At 73.0% G+C, this 14,236-nt stretch carries 16 protein-coding genes and 1 tRNA gene; 8 read left to right on the top strand and 9 right to left on the bottom strand.

The window, feature by feature from the left end:
• Positions 1-4: 4 nt before the first annotated feature.
• On the bottom strand, positions 5-697 hold the full coding sequence (locus AC3RJ8_RS15875; RefSeq protein WP_489713514.1) for a response regulator: 693 nt from the start codon (positions 695-697) through the stop codon (positions 5-7).
• Positions 694-2,055 carry a sensor histidine kinase gene (locus tag AC3RJ8_RS15870; protein WP_489713513.1) on the bottom strand — a complete coding sequence of 454 codons (1,362 nt, stop codon included), beginning with the start codon at positions 2,053-2,055 and terminating at the stop codon, positions 694-696. Before AC3RJ8_RS15870 ends, AC3RJ8_RS15875 begins: the two co-directional genes overlap by 4 nt.
• Before the next feature lie 140 nt (positions 2,056-2,195).
• Between AC3RJ8_RS15870 and AC3RJ8_RS15865 the strand changes: the two genes are divergently transcribed.
• Positions 2,196-2,963 carry a GAP family protein gene (locus tag AC3RJ8_RS15865; protein WP_489713512.1) on the top strand — a complete coding sequence of 256 codons (768 nt, stop codon included), beginning with the start codon at positions 2,196-2,198 and terminating at the stop codon, positions 2,961-2,963.
• 89 nt (positions 2,964-3,052) lie between these two features.
• Positions 3,053-3,496: a TM2 domain-containing protein gene (locus tag AC3RJ8_RS15860; protein ID WP_489713511.1), complete on the top strand. Its 444-nt coding sequence runs from the start codon at positions 3,053-3,055 to the stop codon at positions 3,494-3,496.
• A gap of 1 nt (position 3,497) precedes the next feature.
• On the opposite strand, the gene AC3RJ8_RS15855 is transcribed toward AC3RJ8_RS15860, so the two are convergent.
• The gene (locus AC3RJ8_RS15855; protein WP_489713510.1) at positions 3,498-4,148 is read right to left on the bottom strand and encodes an HAD family hydrolase; all 651 of its coding nucleotides are present in this window, start codon (positions 4,146-4,148) and stop codon (positions 3,498-3,500) included.
• Between the two features lie 93 nt (positions 4,149-4,241).
• On the opposite strand from AC3RJ8_RS15855, the gene AC3RJ8_RS15850 reads away from it, so the two are divergent.
• Entirely contained in the window at positions 4,242-5,129 is an 888-nt protein-coding gene (locus AC3RJ8_RS15850) for a sugar phosphate isomerase/epimerase family protein (RefSeq protein ID WP_489713509.1), read from the top strand.
• Between the two features lie 37 nt (positions 5,130-5,166).
• Here AC3RJ8_RS15850 and AC3RJ8_RS15845 read toward each other — a convergent pair whose 3' ends face one another.
• Entirely contained in the window at positions 5,167-5,772 is a 606-nt protein-coding gene (locus AC3RJ8_RS15845; RefSeq protein ID WP_489713508.1) for a TetR/AcrR family transcriptional regulator, read from the bottom strand.
• A 52-nt stretch (positions 5,773-5,824) separates the two neighbouring features.
• Between AC3RJ8_RS15845 and AC3RJ8_RS15840 the strand changes: the two genes are divergently transcribed.
• The 3 genes from AC3RJ8_RS15840 to AC3RJ8_RS15830 all read left to right on the top strand — a co-directional run bounded on the left by AC3RJ8_RS15840 (position 5,825) and on the right by AC3RJ8_RS15830 (position 9,260).
• A complete protein-coding gene (locus AC3RJ8_RS15840) occupies positions 5,825-6,382 on the top strand; it encodes a DinB family protein (RefSeq protein WP_489713507.1) in 558 nt (185 codons plus the stop codon).
• 76 nt (positions 6,383-6,458) lie between these two features.
• Positions 6,459-7,463 carry a hypothetical protein gene (locus tag AC3RJ8_RS15835; RefSeq protein ID WP_489713506.1) on the top strand — a complete coding sequence of 335 codons (1,005 nt, stop codon included), beginning with the start codon at positions 6,459-6,461 and terminating at the stop codon, positions 7,461-7,463.
• Between the two features lie 750 nt (positions 7,464-8,213).
• Positions 8,214-9,260 carry a pirin family protein gene (locus AC3RJ8_RS15830; RefSeq protein ID WP_489713505.1) on the top strand — a complete coding sequence of 349 codons (1,047 nt, stop codon included), beginning with the start codon at positions 8,214-8,216 and terminating at the stop codon, positions 9,258-9,260.
• A 6-nt stretch (positions 9,261-9,266) separates the two neighbouring features.
• Here AC3RJ8_RS15830 and AC3RJ8_RS15825 read toward each other — a convergent pair whose 3' ends face one another.
• The 5 genes from AC3RJ8_RS15825 to AC3RJ8_RS15805 all read right to left on the bottom strand — a co-directional run bounded on the left by AC3RJ8_RS15825 (position 9,267) and on the right by AC3RJ8_RS15805 (position 12,220).
• Positions 9,267-10,619, bottom strand: coding sequence for a metallopeptidase domain-containing protein (locus AC3RJ8_RS15825; protein ID WP_489713504.1), 1,353 nt, complete (start codon positions 10,617-10,619; stop codon positions 9,267-9,269).
• A gap of 130 nt (positions 10,620-10,749) precedes the next feature.
• Complete coding sequence (locus AC3RJ8_RS15820) at positions 10,750-11,241, bottom strand: DUF6328 family protein (protein WP_489713503.1); 492 nt, start codon at positions 11,239-11,241, stop codon at positions 10,750-10,752.
• Between the two features lie 267 nt (positions 11,242-11,508).
• Positions 11,509-11,748 carry a hypothetical protein gene (locus AC3RJ8_RS15815; protein WP_489713502.1) on the bottom strand — a complete coding sequence of 80 codons (240 nt, stop codon included), beginning with the start codon at positions 11,746-11,748 and terminating at the stop codon, positions 11,509-11,511.
• An 11-nt stretch (positions 11,749-11,759) separates the two neighbouring features.
• Entirely contained in the window at positions 11,760-11,996 is a 237-nt protein-coding gene (locus tag AC3RJ8_RS15810) for a hypothetical protein (protein ID WP_489713501.1), read from the bottom strand.
• Between the two features lie 153 nt (positions 11,997-12,149).
• Positions 12,150-12,220, bottom strand: a tRNA-Gly gene (locus AC3RJ8_RS15805).
• A 192-nt stretch (positions 12,221-12,412) separates the two neighbouring features.
• Between AC3RJ8_RS15805 and dcd the strand changes: the two genes are divergently transcribed.
• Both dcd and AC3RJ8_RS15795 read left to right on the top strand, forming a co-directional pair.
• Positions 12,413-12,988, top strand: coding sequence for a dCTP deaminase (gene dcd / locus AC3RJ8_RS15800; protein ID WP_489713500.1), 576 nt, complete (start codon positions 12,413-12,415; stop codon positions 12,986-12,988).
• A 101-nt stretch (positions 12,989-13,089) separates the two neighbouring features.
• Positions 13,090-14,214, top strand: a complete 1,125-nt coding sequence (locus AC3RJ8_RS15795; protein ID WP_489713499.1) for a hypothetical protein — start codon at positions 13,090-13,092, stop codon at positions 14,212-14,214.
• The last annotated feature ends 22 nt before the right edge of the window (positions 14,215-14,236 follow it).

Below are 14,236 nucleotides of genomic sequence, written 5' to 3'. Positions count from 1 at the left end.
GGCGTCAGGCGAGGCCGCACCGCCGGGCGACCACCGCCGCCTGCATGCGGGACGGTACCTGCAGCTTGGTCAGCACGCGCGACACATGAGTCTTCGTGGTGGCCTCGGAGATGACGAGCTCGGCGGAGATGTCCTGGTTCGACAGCCCCCGTCCGAGGGCGGCCAGCACGTCGACCTCCCGGCGGGTCAGGTCGGCGAGCCGGGGGTCGGTGCCGGGGGCCGGGGGCGGCGTCCCGGCGGGGGACGACGGCGGCGGTGCGGGCTCGCCGAGCCGCGCGAGCACACGCCGGGTCACCTCGGGCGCGAGGACCCCGTCGCCTGCCGCCACCTGGTGCACGGCGCGCAGGAGGTCGGCGGGCTCCGCGGACTTGAGCAGGAACCCCGCCGCGCCGGCGGCGAGGGCGCCGTGGACGTACTCGTCGAGGTCGAAGGTCGTGAGCACGAGGACGTCCGCCAGGCCCTCGGCCGCGATGATCCGGGTCGCCTCGACGCCGTCCGTACCGGGCATCCGCAGGTCCATGAGCACGACGTCGGGACGCAGCGCCCGGGCGTTGGTGACGGCGGCGTCGCCGTCGGCCGCCTCCGCGACGACCTCGACGCCGTCGGCCGACTGCAGCAGCAGGCGCAGGCCCGCACGGATGGCGGCGTGGTCGTCGGCGAGCAGCACCCGGACCGGACGGCCGCGTGGCACCGTCATGTCGCCTCCTCGCCCACGTCCACGGCCTCGTCCACGGGCAGGCTGGCCTCGACCTGCCAGGCGTGGTCCGCCGTCGGCCCCGCCGCGAAGGTACCGCCGAGACCCTCGGCGCGCTCGCGCATGGTGACCATCCCGGTGCCCGCGCTGAGTGGCCCCTCCCCTCGCTGTGGGTGCACGACGCGCCGCTGCACCGCGTGCTCCGACGGCGCGTCGTGCACCCACAGCGTGGGGAGGGGGTTGCGGACTCGCAGGGTCAGCCCGGCGCCGTCGTCGAGGGCGACCGTCACGGGTTCACCGGGGGCGTGCTTGCGGGCGTTGGTCAGCGCCTCCTGGGCGATCCGGTGCAGGGCCTGCCCGACGGCGGCCGGGACGGTCCGGTCGGTGATCCGCAGCGGGTCGTGGACCGTGACGTCGTCGCCCGCGGAGCGCGCCGACCGCACCAGCTCGCCGAGGCCGTCGAGCCGGCCGGGAGCGGTGAGCGGTTCCGGCGGGACGTCGGCGTGCAGCAGCTCGATCATCGACCGCATCTCGGTGAGGGAGGCGACCGAGCTCTCACGCACCTGCTCCAGGGCGGTGCGGTCCCGCTGCGGGTCGGGCGGCAGCGCGAGCGCCGCGCCGGAGTGGATCGCGATGGAGGACAGGTGCGAGGCGATGACGTCGTGCAGATCGCGCGCCATCGCCGCGCGCTCGGCCTGGACGGCCTCGTGGCGGTCCAGGGCGGCGATGCGCGCCAGGTCGGCGGCACGCTCACGCTCCAGCTCCGCCGCCCGGGCGGCCTCGTCGGCGCGCGCCCGCTCGAGGTCGGCGAGCTCGGCCTTCTGCCGCACGTTGTCCGCCCACCACATCGGCATCACGACGACCGCGCCCATCTGCAGACCGGCGAACACGAAGTAGCGCAGCTCCTGGCTGGCCTCCCCGGCGGCGACCGCGACGGTGAGCGTGAGCGTCGCCGCGGCCGTCCACAACCAGGTGCGCGCCGTGCGGCCGGTCCGCAGGACGGCCTCGAACAGCAGCTCCCACAGCACCACGAGGAGGATCGCCAGGCTGCCGCCCCACACGAGGTCGACGGACACGACGACGAGGCCCGCGCCGAGCGCGAGCAGCGGGTGCGTGCGCTTGGCGAGGAGCACCACGCAGCCGACGGCGAGCAGCGCGACGCGCCACCACGGCTCCGGCACGACCGATCCCAGCGGGCCGACATCCTGGACGAGGTCGACCAGGCCCACCGCGAGGAGCAGCATGCCGAGGAGGAAGGCCATGGCGGCACCGAAGGCGTCCGCCAGCAGGTCCTCGCCCGCCCACGCCCGGCGCAGGCCGCGCGGCCGCGACCTCGGGACGGGTGGGGACTCGGTGCTCACGGTCACCATCCCAGCACAGGGCGGCGCACCGGGGATCGTCGGAAGGATGTACGGCCGCGTGCCCGGTGCCCGTGCCACGGCCCCGAGGATCATCCGTCCGGAGGACGCCGCCGAGCCGCTGACCACGCGATGCTCGGCGCATGGACCTCCCCGTGGATCTCGTCGGGACCGACGGCGGGCTCGTCGCGATGGCCGGCGTGCTCGCCGTGCTCGCACTCGTCGACTCGACCAGCTTCGGCACCCTGCTCGTCCCCGTCTGGCTGCTGCTGGCCCCGGGCCGCGTGCGGGCCGGACGTGTGCTCGCCTACCTCGGCACGGTCGCGGTCGCCTACCTCCTGATCGGTGTCACGGTGCTGCTCGGTGCCGGTGCGGTGCTCGAACGGTACGGCGACGTGCTGGAGTCGCGACCGGTGCTACTGGCCCAGCTCGTGCTCGGGATCGGTCTGCTGGTGCTCAGCTTCCGGTTCGACGGCAAGCGGTCCGCACGCCGGGCCGCGAAGGACGGCGGGCGGCCCGGTCGGCTGGTGCGGTGGCGCGAACGCGCGCTCGACCTCGACCCCGGCACCTCGTCCCCGGTGCTGCCGCTCATGGGGCTGGCGCTCGGCGCGGTGACGCTCGAGGTGGCCACGATGCTGCCGTACCTCGCGGCGATCGGTCTGCTGACGGCGTCGGACCTCGCGACGCCCGTGACGCTGGGGGTCCTGGCGCTGTACTGCGTCGTGATGGTGCTGCCGGCGCTGCTGCTGCTCGTGGCCCGCTGGGCGGCGGCCCGCCGGGTCGACCCGTGGCTGCGCCGGCTGGAGCGGTGGCTCTCGAAGAACGCTGCCGAGATGACGGGCTGGGTCCTCGGCATCGTGGGGGTGCTGCTCATGCTCGACGCGTTCGGGCGCCTGGGCTGGACGGGCTGAACCGTCCGGGACCAGGGACGGCCGGTGAGGGCAGGGGCGGCGAGCGATACTCTCCGGTGGTACCCGCACCCGTCCGGAGAGGCCCTCTCGTGTCCGACCAGCCGCCGCCCCCCGACCCGCAGCAGCCGCCCGCGGGTGAGCCGTACCAGCAGCCGTACCAGCAGCCATACCAACCGCCGCACCAGCAGCAGCCGCCCGCGCAGCAGCCCTCCCCGTACCCGTCGCCGTACCAGCAGCAGCCGCCGTACCCGCCGGGCTACCAGCCGTATCAGCAGTACGGCTACGTCGACCCGAACGCGAGGTCGCGGATCGCGGCGGGTCTGCTGGGCATCTTCCTCGGCTCGCTGGGCATCCACCGCTTCTACCTCGGGTACACCGGGCTCGGCCTGACGATGCTGCTCATCACGGTCCTGTCGCTGGGGTTCCTGTCCTGGGCCGTCGCGATCTGGGGCCTCATCGAGGGGATCCTCTACCTGACCGACAAGACGGGCAGCTTCTCCCGCGACGCCAAGGGCGTGCCGCTGCGCGACTGAGTCAGCCGGGCCGGCCGAGCCGGGCCGGCAGCTCGCGCAGGCTGTCGACGACGTCGACGCGCGCGGCCTCGCGCCGGGCGGCGTGCAGGTAGCCCCACGGGCCGCGACGGATCAGCACCGGCCGCATCCCGGCGTCGGCGGCCGGCAGGACGTCGTTGTCGAGCCGGTCGCCCACGTAGGCGATGTCCGACGGCCGGACCCCGGTGAGGTCGGCGACCCGCGCGAAGAACACGGGGTCGGGCTTCTCCACACCCCACTCGTCGGACGTGCGGATGCTGTCCACGGGCAGATCCATGGCCTCGAGCGCCCGGCGGGCCTGCGGCGGCTGGTTGCCGGCGACGACGACGGCGTACCCGGCGTCGCGCAGGGCGGCCAGGGCGGGGCGCACGTCGTCGTAGAGGTCGTCGGCGTCGAAGTTCTCGCGCAGGTCGTCCGGGTCGTCGACGGCCCAGCGGGCGATCTCGGCGGACAGGTCGATGCCGGGCCGGGCGAGCTCGAACGCGTCCTGCAGGGGACGGTCGGTGGCGGCGCAGGCGCCGATCAGGCCGAGGAACGTCCCGCGGGGGACGCCGAGGCGGTCCGCCCACCGGGAGAAGATGCGGGTCTCGTCGATCAGGGTCTCGCCGACGTCGAAGACCACCGCGCTCACCATGGGACGAGCCTATCCACACCTGCTGCGCGGGCAGGGGCGCGCACGGGTAGCGTGATCAGCAGACGTCCAGATCTCGGCCGTAGGGTGAGGGACATGACCGAACCGGCGATCCCCGTGACGCTTTCCACCGCGTCGGTCTATCCGCGCCGTGCCGCCTTCGCCTTCGAGTCCGCCGCCGAGATCGGCTACGACGGCGTCGAGGTGATGGTCTGGTCGGACCCAGCGACCCAGGACCCGCAGGCACTCTCGCGGCTCGCGGCCGACACCGGCATGCCCATCCGTTCCATCCACGCCCCGACGCTGCTGGTCAGTCAACGGGTGTGGGGGCGGTCGCCCGCCGACAAGCTCGCCAAGGCGGTGGACATGGCCGGCGAGCTGGGGGCGCGGACCGTCGTCGTGCACCCGCCGTTCCGCTGGCAGTACCGCTACGCGCGCAGCTTCGAGGAGCAGGTGCGCGAGCTCAACGCCTCCAGCCCGGTGACCGTCGCGGTGGAGAACATGTACCCGTGGCGCCCGCACTCGCGCCTCGACCGGGAGCTCAAGGCCTACCTGCCCGGCTGGGACCCCATGGAGCACGGCTACGACGCCGTCACGCTCGACCTGTCGCACGCCGCCATCGCGCAGCAGGACGGCTTGAGCCTGCTCCAGGAGTTCGGCGACCGGCTGCGGCACGTGCACCTGGCGGACGGCACGTTCAACGCCCGCGACGAGCACCTGGTGCCCGGTCGCGGTGACATGCACTGCGACAAGGTGCTGACCGAGCTGGCGCGTTCGGGCTTCGACGGGGACGTCGTGCTGGAGATCTCGACCCGCAAGGCGTACGACGCGCACGAGCGGCACACCGACCTCGTGGCGGGTCTGGAGTTCGCGCGGGCCTACCTGTCGCCGGAGCCCGTCCCGTACACGCCGCCGCCGCCGGAGCACCGCCACCGTCCCGCGGACGCCTGGGAGCCGGAGCACCCGAGCCTCGACAGCCAGTGAGCCCCTGAGCCGGCTCAGGCGGCCAGGGCGGGCGCGCTCAGGCGGCCAGCGCGGGCCGGGCGCCGACGGCCCGCAGCACGAACGTCTCGGCGGCGCTGATGGCGCGCTCGCGGGCCGCGGGCTCCTCGGGGATGAGCCGGCCGGAGAGGCAGGCGTTGACGAGCTGCACGGTCGGCTCGATGTCCTGGCGGGGGAAGGAGCCGACGGCGATGCCGTCGTGGAGGATCCGCTTGAGGATCGACTCCACGATCTCCGCGTGCTCGCGCAGCCGCGCCTGGGTGGACCGGGACAGGACGGTGCGCAGGTCCGGGCCGGGCGCCAGGTGGAAGACCCGCGCGAGCTGGGCCTGCTGGCGGATGTAGGTGCGCAGCTGCTCGACGGGGTCGTCCACACCGGCGAGCGCCCGCTCGAGCGTCAGGGCGTACTGCTCGGTCTCGTGGGTGATGAAGCCCAGGAGCAGCGACTCCTTGTCGGAGAAGTGGTTGTAGACCGCGGTGCGGCCCACGCCGGCGGCCGTCGCGATGTCGGCCAGCGTGATCGTGTCGAACCCTCGCTCGGCCATGAGCGTGGACAACGCCGTGAACAGCTTGTGCCGAGTCATCTGGCGGTGCTCGTGCAAACTCTTGCCGATGATCTTGGGCATGATGACATCATAGGCATCCAGCGTCAGGACACGGGCGGCTATCCTCGCCGCTGTGACTGATGACACCGGAGCGCAGGCCCAGGACCGCAGCGGTGACGTGGTGCCGGACACCAAGGACTGGACGTGGGTCGTGGACCACGCCTGCCCCGAGTGCGGCTTCGATCCGACGGCGGTCGACCCGCTCGCCGTCGGCGCCGCCGTCCGGGCGACGGTGCCCGCCTGGCAGGCCGTCCTCGCGCGGCCGGAGGTCCGCCGCCGGCCGGTACCCGGTGTGTGGTCGCCGCTGGAGTACGCGGCCCACGTCCGGGACGTCTTCCGGGTCTTCGACGAACGGCTCGAGCTCATGCTGCGCACCGACGGCGCCGAGTTCGCGAACTGGGACCAGGACGCGGCGGCCGTCGAGGGCCGGTACGGCGAGTCCGACCCGGCCGCCGTGGCCACCGAGCTGGCCGATGCCGGCGAGGCCGTCGCACGCCGCTTCGACACGGTGCGCGCCGACCAGCTCGAGCGGGTGGGGAAGCGTTCGAACGGGTCGACGTTCACGGTGCGGACCTTCGGGCGGTACTTCCTGCACGACGTCGAGCACCACCTCCACGACGTCGGCGTCTGAGCCCGCGCTCCCGCCGTAACAGGCCGGAAACACGCGGGCCTGATGGCGCGTGGCGGGGAGGAGTACCTTGCGCCACATGTCGTACGTGCAGACGCTCGTCCCGCCGGAGCACGCGTCGAACCATGTGCTCGTCGTCCCCGACTCGTGGGGTCCAGCGCGGGTCCGGGGGCTCGCCGACGCCTGGTTCCCGGACGTGTACTGGCTCAAGGAGCCGCAGTCGGACACCGGGCCGCGTCCGATGGCGGGCGCGCGGTTCCGCGGCATGGCCACCGAGACGTCGCGGCCGCCCGGTCCGGGCGTGCTGGGGGTCGGCGCCGAGCACGGGGCGGCCGGACCGTTCCCCGTGCCGGAGGCGCTGTCGCCTCAGGTCGGCCTGAGCGGTCCGGCTACGGCGTACGCGCTCGGTCGCGTGGACGGCATGTTCGACGCGCGGGTGGGCCGGCCCGCGACCACGGACGACCGCGACGGCATCTCCCGGGCGTTCGCGGCCGGGCTGCCGGAGGGCGAGGAGCTCCGGCTCGTGCAGTGGGGCGTCGCGGTGGCGCGCAAGGCCGGGGGCGTGCTGCTCGCCGACGGACGCCAGCTGCTGCACCCGGACCCCGCGGGTGCCGTCGACCTCGCGCTGTACGCCGCGCACCCCGTGGGGAGCGGCGATCTCCTCGGACTGCTGCGCTCGCTCGTCGCGACCGCGGAGGTCGAGGTGGAGGAGGCCGCCGCCGACGGCACGACCCGCTGCCGGCTCGTGGCGCGCACCCCGTACGACGGCGTGATCCTGGTCGAGGCGGAGCGGGTCGACCGGGTGCCCCGTGCGATGGCGGGACTCGACTGGCGCGAGTACGGGCCGCACGCGTACCGGGTCTCGTGGGTGCCGCAGGACGCCTACGAGCTGGAGCTCGAGCGGCCGTCCGGGGTCCATGTGATCGCCCGGGCCCGGATGCGGGCGATGGTGGCCCGGCTGGCGCTCCTGCTGCACGCGAGGACCGGCGGCACGATCGTCGACGACGGCGCGTTCCTGGCGACGGTGGCTGAGGTCGAGCGGCGCACCGACGACCAGCGGACGACGTCGCGCGCCTGGATCTGACGGGGCACACCGATGTTGTCCACAGGGGTGTGGAGCAATCCGTGACCGTCCGCTCCGGACGCCGGTGCTGGTGAACGCAGGATTCGCGGCGACGACGCTGGTCGTCGTGCCGTCGGCGGGCCGACCTCGCGAGGCGCTCCCAGCCGCGGAATCTCGCGGATCGTCTCCGTTACCACGGTGTTCCCGGCCACGACAACTCGGGGGCAGCACCGGTGGCGGGGTGGTACGCGGCGCGCCCACGGTGGCGTGTCGTCCACAGATTTCGTCCACAGGGGTGTGGACGGTGTGGGGATTCCGGGCGTCCCGCTGTGGACGAACCTGTGACCGAAAATCCGCGGCCTCGGACCTCTTGCAGTCGACCCCCAGCAGGTCTAGAAACGTGCCTAACGGTCTCGGCGAGAGGTGCTCAGGATCACGTCGATCACGGTCGACGGGGTCCGTCGGACAGCCCGCCGGGGCAAAGGTCGACCGGAGAACGACGGACCGATCCGTACCGAGTGCGGGCCGCGGGTGACGACGCGGGTGTTCGGCGGGGCCGGAAGACCACCCGCGTCCGGGATCCTACGGAGAACGGGCCGGTCAGGGCGACGACGCACCAGGCCCGGACCGACCCGGTGGGAGACCCGGGGCTGTGACGTCGACACAGCACCCCGACTGCGATCGCCGGGGACCGCGGCGATGCCGAGGCCCCCGGCCGCCCCGGGGGCCTCGGCCGTACCTGGGAGCGCGACCGCGCGTAGCCTCGGGCCCATGAGCAACCTCGAGACCCGTCCCGCTGAGCAGGTCTGCGCACCGGGGACCGCAGCCCCCGACGTCGAGCTGCTGGGCTCCCGGGACGTCCCGCTCGGGGGGCCTCGCGCGATGTCGGTGCGTCGCACGCTCCCGCAGCGGCAGCGCTCCCTGATCGGCGCGTGGTGCTTCTGCGACCACTACGGGCCGGACGACGTCTCGACGTCCGCCGGGATGCAGGTCCCGCCCCACCCGCACATCGGCCTGCAGACCGTGAGCTGGTTGTTCGCCGGCGAGATCCTGCACCGGGACTCCGTCGGGTCGCTGCAGACCGTGCGGCCGGGAGAGCTCAACCTCATGACGGCGGGCCGGGGCATCTCGCACTCGGAGGAGTCGCCGGAGCCGAGCGCAGGGCGTCCGAGGCCGCCGACGCTGCACGGCGTCCAGCTGTGGACCGTGCTGCCGCTCGACGCGAAGGACACCGCACCGAGCTTCGAGCACCACGGCGACCTGCCCGCCGTCGTGCGGGACGGTGCGCGGGTGCAGGTGTTCCTCGGTGCGCTGCGGGTAGCGGGGCAGGCGCTGGAGTCGCCGGCCCGCACGTTCACCCCGCTGGTCGGCGCCCAGATCGACCTCGAGCCCGCGACGTCGGTCGTGCTCGAGGTGGACCCCAGCCACGAGCACGGCCTGCTCGTCGACGAGGGCGACGCGCGCCTGGAGGACGGTGAGGTCGACGCCGACACCCTGGCGTACGTCGCACCCGGGCGTTCCCGGGTGACCGTGTCCGCCGGTGCGCGGCCGGTGCGCGCCGTCCTCATCGGTGGCGAGCCGTTCGGCGAGGACGTCGTCATGTGGTGGAACTTCGTGGGGCGCACCCACGAGGAGGTCGTCGAGGCGCGCGCCGCCTGGACGGCACAGCTCGCCGACGCGGACGACGGCGGCACGACGTTCGTGCCGGACGCCGCCGCCCGGCGCTTCGGGCAGGTCGAGGGCTATGCGGGCGGGCCGCTGCGCGCCCCCGCCCTCCCGGACGTCCGGCTGCGACCCCGCGGACGCCCGGGCCGTTGACGCCCGTCAGGGGAACGTGATGCGGAGCTTCGCGTTCTTCTTGCCCTGGGCGATGTTGACGACCTTGATCTTCATCCCGCCGCCGCGGGTGGTGAAGGTCTGCCCCTCCCACATGTTCGAGCGACGGTTCGACTCCCGGCCCATCGGCACGACGAGGTGCTCGCCCGGGTACGCCCACGTGGACCGGCTGCCCGCGACCCGGCTGACGGTGATGCCGTACCGCACCGTGTAGTCGGAGCTCGCACGGTAGGGAAGGCGCGTGTACGGGTACCGCACCCCGGGTTCCTTGCGGCGCAGCTCGATGAAGTACACCTCGCCGGTGCGTGGGTCCCGGGCACGCACGAGGGTGGGGCGCTTCGTGTCCCGGTGCCGTGCCGTGAGCAGGACCGTCCGGTTGCCGCCCTTGGCTCCGACGAACCGCTGCTCGGAGCGCGGCAGGACGCCGAGCCGTCGCTTCTGCGCGCCCGACAGCGCCGGGATGCCCTGGGCGGCGAACTCGCCGCCCATCAGGTCGAGCGGGTCGAGCCCCTCGGCCGCCCCGCACCGCGAGCTGCGGAAGCTGCCGTCGTTCTTCCCCTCGCACCAGCCGACGCCGGAGTGCTCGAGGCCCATGTTGTGCGCCAGCTCGTGCGCCAGCGTGGCCACGCCCTTCTCGTACTGGTTGTGGTCCCACCGGTCGCCGGAGCGGTAGCCGTCCGGCCCCCCGAACAGGGAGAACGTCCATCCGCCGGGGGAGTTGCGCCCGGCCTTCGACGGCATGGAGGCGAGGCCGACCTTCCCGTCGCAGGTGTCGCCGTACCTCGAACCGCCGGCATAGTCGCCGGTGCGGTACGGGTAGAGGACGACGAGGTGCGCGCGACGGTCGGGCCCGCGGTCGTCCGCCGAGTACCACCGCTTGCCGTAGTGCTTGGCACCGCCCCGCTTGACCTGCTTGAGCACCTGCTTCGTGGTGCGGCACGCCCCGTCGCCGGTGTTGATCCGGCGGACCTTCCCCGAGCGGACGAACGTGACCCGGCCGCGCGACTGCTCCGACCAGTACGCCGAGGTCTCGCGCAGGAGCCGGTCGACGTCGGAGTTCCGGACCCATTTCTTCACGTGCTTCTTCCGGACGTTCTTCGGAGTCGCCACGACGATCTGCACGGTGTGCGTCTTCGTGCTCGTCCGCGCCGCCGTCGAGAGGGCACGCGTGCCGTCGTTGGCGGACGACCGGCCGAACCGGGACGAGTCGACCTCGGACTCCCAGGTCACGGGATGGCCGGCGTGTGGTTCGCGCACGTCCGGGGCTGCTGCGGCGGACAGCGCGTCGACCGCGAGCAGCGCGCCCACGGCGACGGCGACGACGGAAATACGGAAAGACATATCGGGCCCCCGAGCCGATCGACATCGATAGGTCGGAGCGTATCGACGAAAGGAGAAATGTGCCCGGCGAAATCAATGTCCCTTTCGTCCAAAAAAGGAACATGAAGGACGCCTCGACGGCTCTGCGCCCTCAGTGCCGCCGTCGGACGATGACGGGCAGCGCCGCCCACAGGAAGAGCAGGAGCACGGCGCAGCCGACGCCGACGATCAGACCGGCCGTGCGGTCGAGCACGACGTCGTAGACCAGCAGCGCCGTGCACGAGAGCGCGATGGCGAGCAGCACGAGGGCCGCCCGCGTCATCCGGTCACCGACCGTCACGACCGGCTGCTTCAGGTGCTTGCGGAAGAGAGCCCGATGGATGGCCACCGGCGCGACGAACAGGCCGGTGGCCACGATGCAGGTCAGCAGGTCGACGAGATAGACGTTGCGCTGGAAGTCGTCGAGGTCCTGGAAGCGGGACTGGAACGGCAGGATGAGCAGGAACCCGGTGAGGATCTGAACACCGGTCTGCATGACCCGGAGCTCCTGCAGCAGCTCGACCCAGTTGCGGTCCGAGCGTTCCTCCAGCGTCTCTTCGCGGCCGTGCTCCTGCCGTTCCGGCGTCCCGGCGGTGTCCGTCATCGCCCCTCCTCCGCGACTGCTGATGGGCACCTCATCGTGCCATCGGCACCGACACGCCGCACCGGTGGCGAGAGCTGGAATCCGACTCCGGCGCGGTTGTCCGACGCTCTCGGTTCCGAGTGCGGGTCGCTCATGGGCGCCGCGCGGAGGGGGCGGCCGTCCCAAGAGCGCGGCGCCGCCAGCGGGGACTCTCAGTGCGGCGAGCCGGCCAGAAGCGAACGGTGTCGCCTCCGCGGGGGGAGGCGACACCGAGCCGGTCGTCGTGGGTCAGCGGCCGAATCGCTGGAAGGCGGCTTGGCGGCTGACGTTCAGCGCCGCGCCGATCACGGTCCACGAGTCGCCGGCCTCACGGGCCTCACGCACCACGCGACGCAGGTCTTCCTCCGCGGCGGCAACTGCCTTGCTCGCAGCGATGATCTCGCGGAAGTGGGTCGCGTCGCGGGCCGGGTGGGTGGTGGGGTCGAGCGCGTCGAGCGCCGCCTCTTCACGATCGATGAGTCGGGTCATGGGGCGTCACCTCATCTCATGTAGTCGTAGCGACTAGGTTGTAGTCGGTCGGCGTGGATGATGCGGGCCGGTGCGTCGATGGGCACCACCACCAGCTCCAGGAGCGCCCCGGCCAGGTCGGGCCCGATCACCAGCAGGCGGTCCTCGCCGTCGTACTCGTACTCGACGTAGCGGATCGCGTTCTCCCAGGCGTGCACGATATCGGCGTCGTCGACTCTGTGCCTGTGCGCGCTCGGGAGGACCTGCACGCTGTCAAGGCTATGTTGACAGCAGCTGTGGCGTCAAGGTCGCCTTGACGCCTGCTGTCGATCATCGTCAATCGGTGTCGCGCTCATCATCGAGGGATCCTCGCCCATGCACTGTTGCAGAGGGAGTGCGCTGTGACCTGCCGTACTGCTGAGAGCGGGTGACGGGAATCGAACCCGCGCTGTCAGCTTGGGAAGCTGAAGTTCTACCATTGAACTACACCCGCACGTCCGTCATCGCCGGCCGATGAAGGCCGTCGCGACGACGCGCGTGCCGATCATACCCAACACCCCGCCCCAGGCCGAAACCGGGCGTGAACCCGGTCCGAACGAGGCCCGGTCCGGGCCCGGACCGACACGGGGACGCCGGTCGCCGGGACCGCGGTGCACGCCGGGGGAGGGCCGACTACCGTGTCCCCGTGCTGCTCTCCGACCGCGACATCCGTGCCGAGCTCGACGCCGGGCGCGTCGGCCTGGACCCCTACGACCCGGCGATGGTGCAGCCGTCGAGCATCGACGTCCGCCTGGACCGGTACTTCCGGCTGTTCGACAACCACCGGTACCCGTTCATCGACCCGTCGCAGGAGCAGCCGGAGCTGACGCGGCTGGTGGAGGTCGACGCGGGCGAGCCGCTGGTGCTGCACCCGGGGGAGTTCGTCCTGGGTTCCACCTACGAGTCCGTCTCGCTGCCCGACGACGTCGCGGCACGCCTGGAGGGCAAGTCGAGCCTCGGGCGCCTCGGGCTGCTGACGCACAGCACCGCCGGCTTCATCGACCCCGGGTTCTCGGGGCACGTCACCCTCGAGCTGAGCAACGTGGCGACCCTGCCGATCACGCTGTGGCCGGGGATGAAGATCGGCCAGCTGTGCTTCTTCCGGCTGTCCTCGCCGGCGGAGCACCCGTACGGTTCGGAGCGCTACGGTTCGCGTTATCAGGGCCAGCGCGGCCCGACGGCGAGCCGGTCCTGGCAGTCCTTCCATCGCTCGGACGTATGAGCGCGTCCTCCCGGGGTGGCCGACGTCGGTACGCTCGGTCCCGCCGCGCGGGGTCGACCAGGCACGACGCGGCGCCCCGGTCCCGGAAGGAGCTCCGCCAGATGGCCAAGCAGTCGTCACCGTCCCTGCCCCTGCTGCCGCGTGCGACCACGCAGGGGCACCAGGCGCGCCACCTGCTGGCCGTGCCCGCCGACGTCGAGGTCGACGAGGTGGAGGTGCTCGCCATGTCCCGGTTCTCGGGGGCCCGCTGGGACGTGGCGCCGGCGTCCCTGCTCGGTGCGGACCTGCCCGCGGGTCGCATCGCCGGTCCGGGGGAGCCCGGCGTGCTGCGGTTGACCCGGCACAGCCACGTGCACGGCCCGTACGCACCTCGGGGGGACGGCTTCGAGCTCGGGCTCCCCAGCAGCACCGCGATGGTGTTCGACGTCGTCACGCCGCGCGAGCGCTGGGCCGACGCCCCGCCGCCGGGCGGTGGCGACCGCGACGGGCTGGCGAGGTCCTTCCCCGCAGGGCTGCCGAACCGTGAGGAGGAGCGCGTCGTGGCATGGCTCGTCGCGGCGGCCCGCCGCCTCGGGGGCTCCGCCCGGCTCGACGTCGCCGCGCTGTGGGACCCGGCGGAGGCCGCGCGACGGGACGCCGGTGCCGGCGTCGTGCTGACGCCCGACCCGGGGGCCGCCGTCGACCTCACCGTCTGGTCGGACATCTGGCTGGACCCGCAGGCCGCGCACCGGGTCCTGCAGGAGGTGCACCCGCGGGTGGTGCTCGCGACCGAGGGCGCCGACTACCAGGGCCCACCGGCCGGGATCGCCGAGAAGCCGCTCTACCCGGGCGAGAAGATGGACCCGGAGGTGCGGCGGGCGCTGCACGCCCAGGCCGACGAGATCGACATCGCCGCGCTCCAGGAACCGGTGGTGCTCGACGGGTACGGGCTGACCATCGACCTCGGCCACGACGGCTACGTCACCGTGGAGGTCTCCGGCGACGAGGTCCTGCCCCTGCTCGTCAAGGAGCTGCCGTGGGCCGCCGGGGGCGCGATCTGCTACCGCGTGGTGTGGGACCCGCCGGACCAGCACGAGGCGCAGCGGGAGTTCCCGCAGCCGGCGCTCGTGGTGGCGCGCAAGCGGGCCGCGGATCTCGTGGGCCGGGTGGCCGCGGCCATCCAGGGCGCGGTGGGCGGCGAGATCGCCGACGAGTCCGAGTTCCTGCTGGCCCCCGAGGACCTGTAGCGGGGGCGTCGTCGTCGACCGG

Source organism: Isoptericola sp. MSGPD8_1_ISO-PGPR-S23-394 (assembly GCF_058072785.1).
The sequence above is the reverse complement of the archived record's forward strand: the minus strand, read 5'-3'. Positions and strand labels throughout refer to the sequence as shown.

Bases quoted from the DNA above. Each gene is read 5' to 3' on its own strand.
- AC3RJ8_RS15875 (WP_489713514.1), bottom strand. From the start codon at position 697: ATGACGGTGCCACGCGGCCGTCCGGTCCGGGTGCTGCTCGCCGACGAC.
- AC3RJ8_RS15865 (WP_489713512.1), top strand. From the start codon at position 2,196: ATGGACCTCCCCGTGGATCTCGTCGGGACCGACGGCGGGCTCGTCGCG.
- AC3RJ8_RS15855 (WP_489713510.1), bottom strand. From the start codon at position 4,148: ATGGTGAGCGCGGTGGTCTTCGACGTCGGCGAGACCCTGATCGACGAG.
- AC3RJ8_RS15850 (WP_489713509.1), top strand. From the start codon at position 4,242: ATGACCGAACCGGCGATCCCCGTGACGCTTTCCACCGCGTCGGTCTAT.
- AC3RJ8_RS15845 (WP_489713508.1), bottom strand. From the start codon at position 5,772: ATGCCCAAGATCATCGGCAAGAGTTTGCACGAGCACCGCCAGATGACT.
- AC3RJ8_RS15835 (WP_489713506.1), top strand. From the start codon at position 6,459: ATGTCGTACGTGCAGACGCTCGTCCCGCCGGAGCACGCGTCGAACCAT.
- AC3RJ8_RS15830 (WP_489713505.1), top strand. From the start codon at position 8,214: ATGAGCAACCTCGAGACCCGTCCCGCTGAGCAGGTCTGCGCACCGGGG.
- AC3RJ8_RS15825 (WP_489713504.1), bottom strand. From the start codon at position 10,619: ATGTCTTTCCGTATTTCCGTCGTCGCCGTCGCCGTGGGCGCGCTGCTC.
- AC3RJ8_RS15820 (WP_489713503.1), bottom strand. From the start codon at position 11,241: ATGACGGACACCGCCGGGACGCCGGAACGGCAGGAGCACGGCCGCGAA.
- AC3RJ8_RS15815 (WP_489713502.1), bottom strand. From the start codon at position 11,748: ATGACCCGACTCATCGATCGTGAAGAGGCGGCGCTCGACGCGCTCGAC.
- AC3RJ8_RS15795 (WP_489713499.1), top strand. From the start codon at position 13,090: ATGGCCAAGCAGTCGTCACCGTCCCTGCCCCTGCTGCCGCGTGCGACC.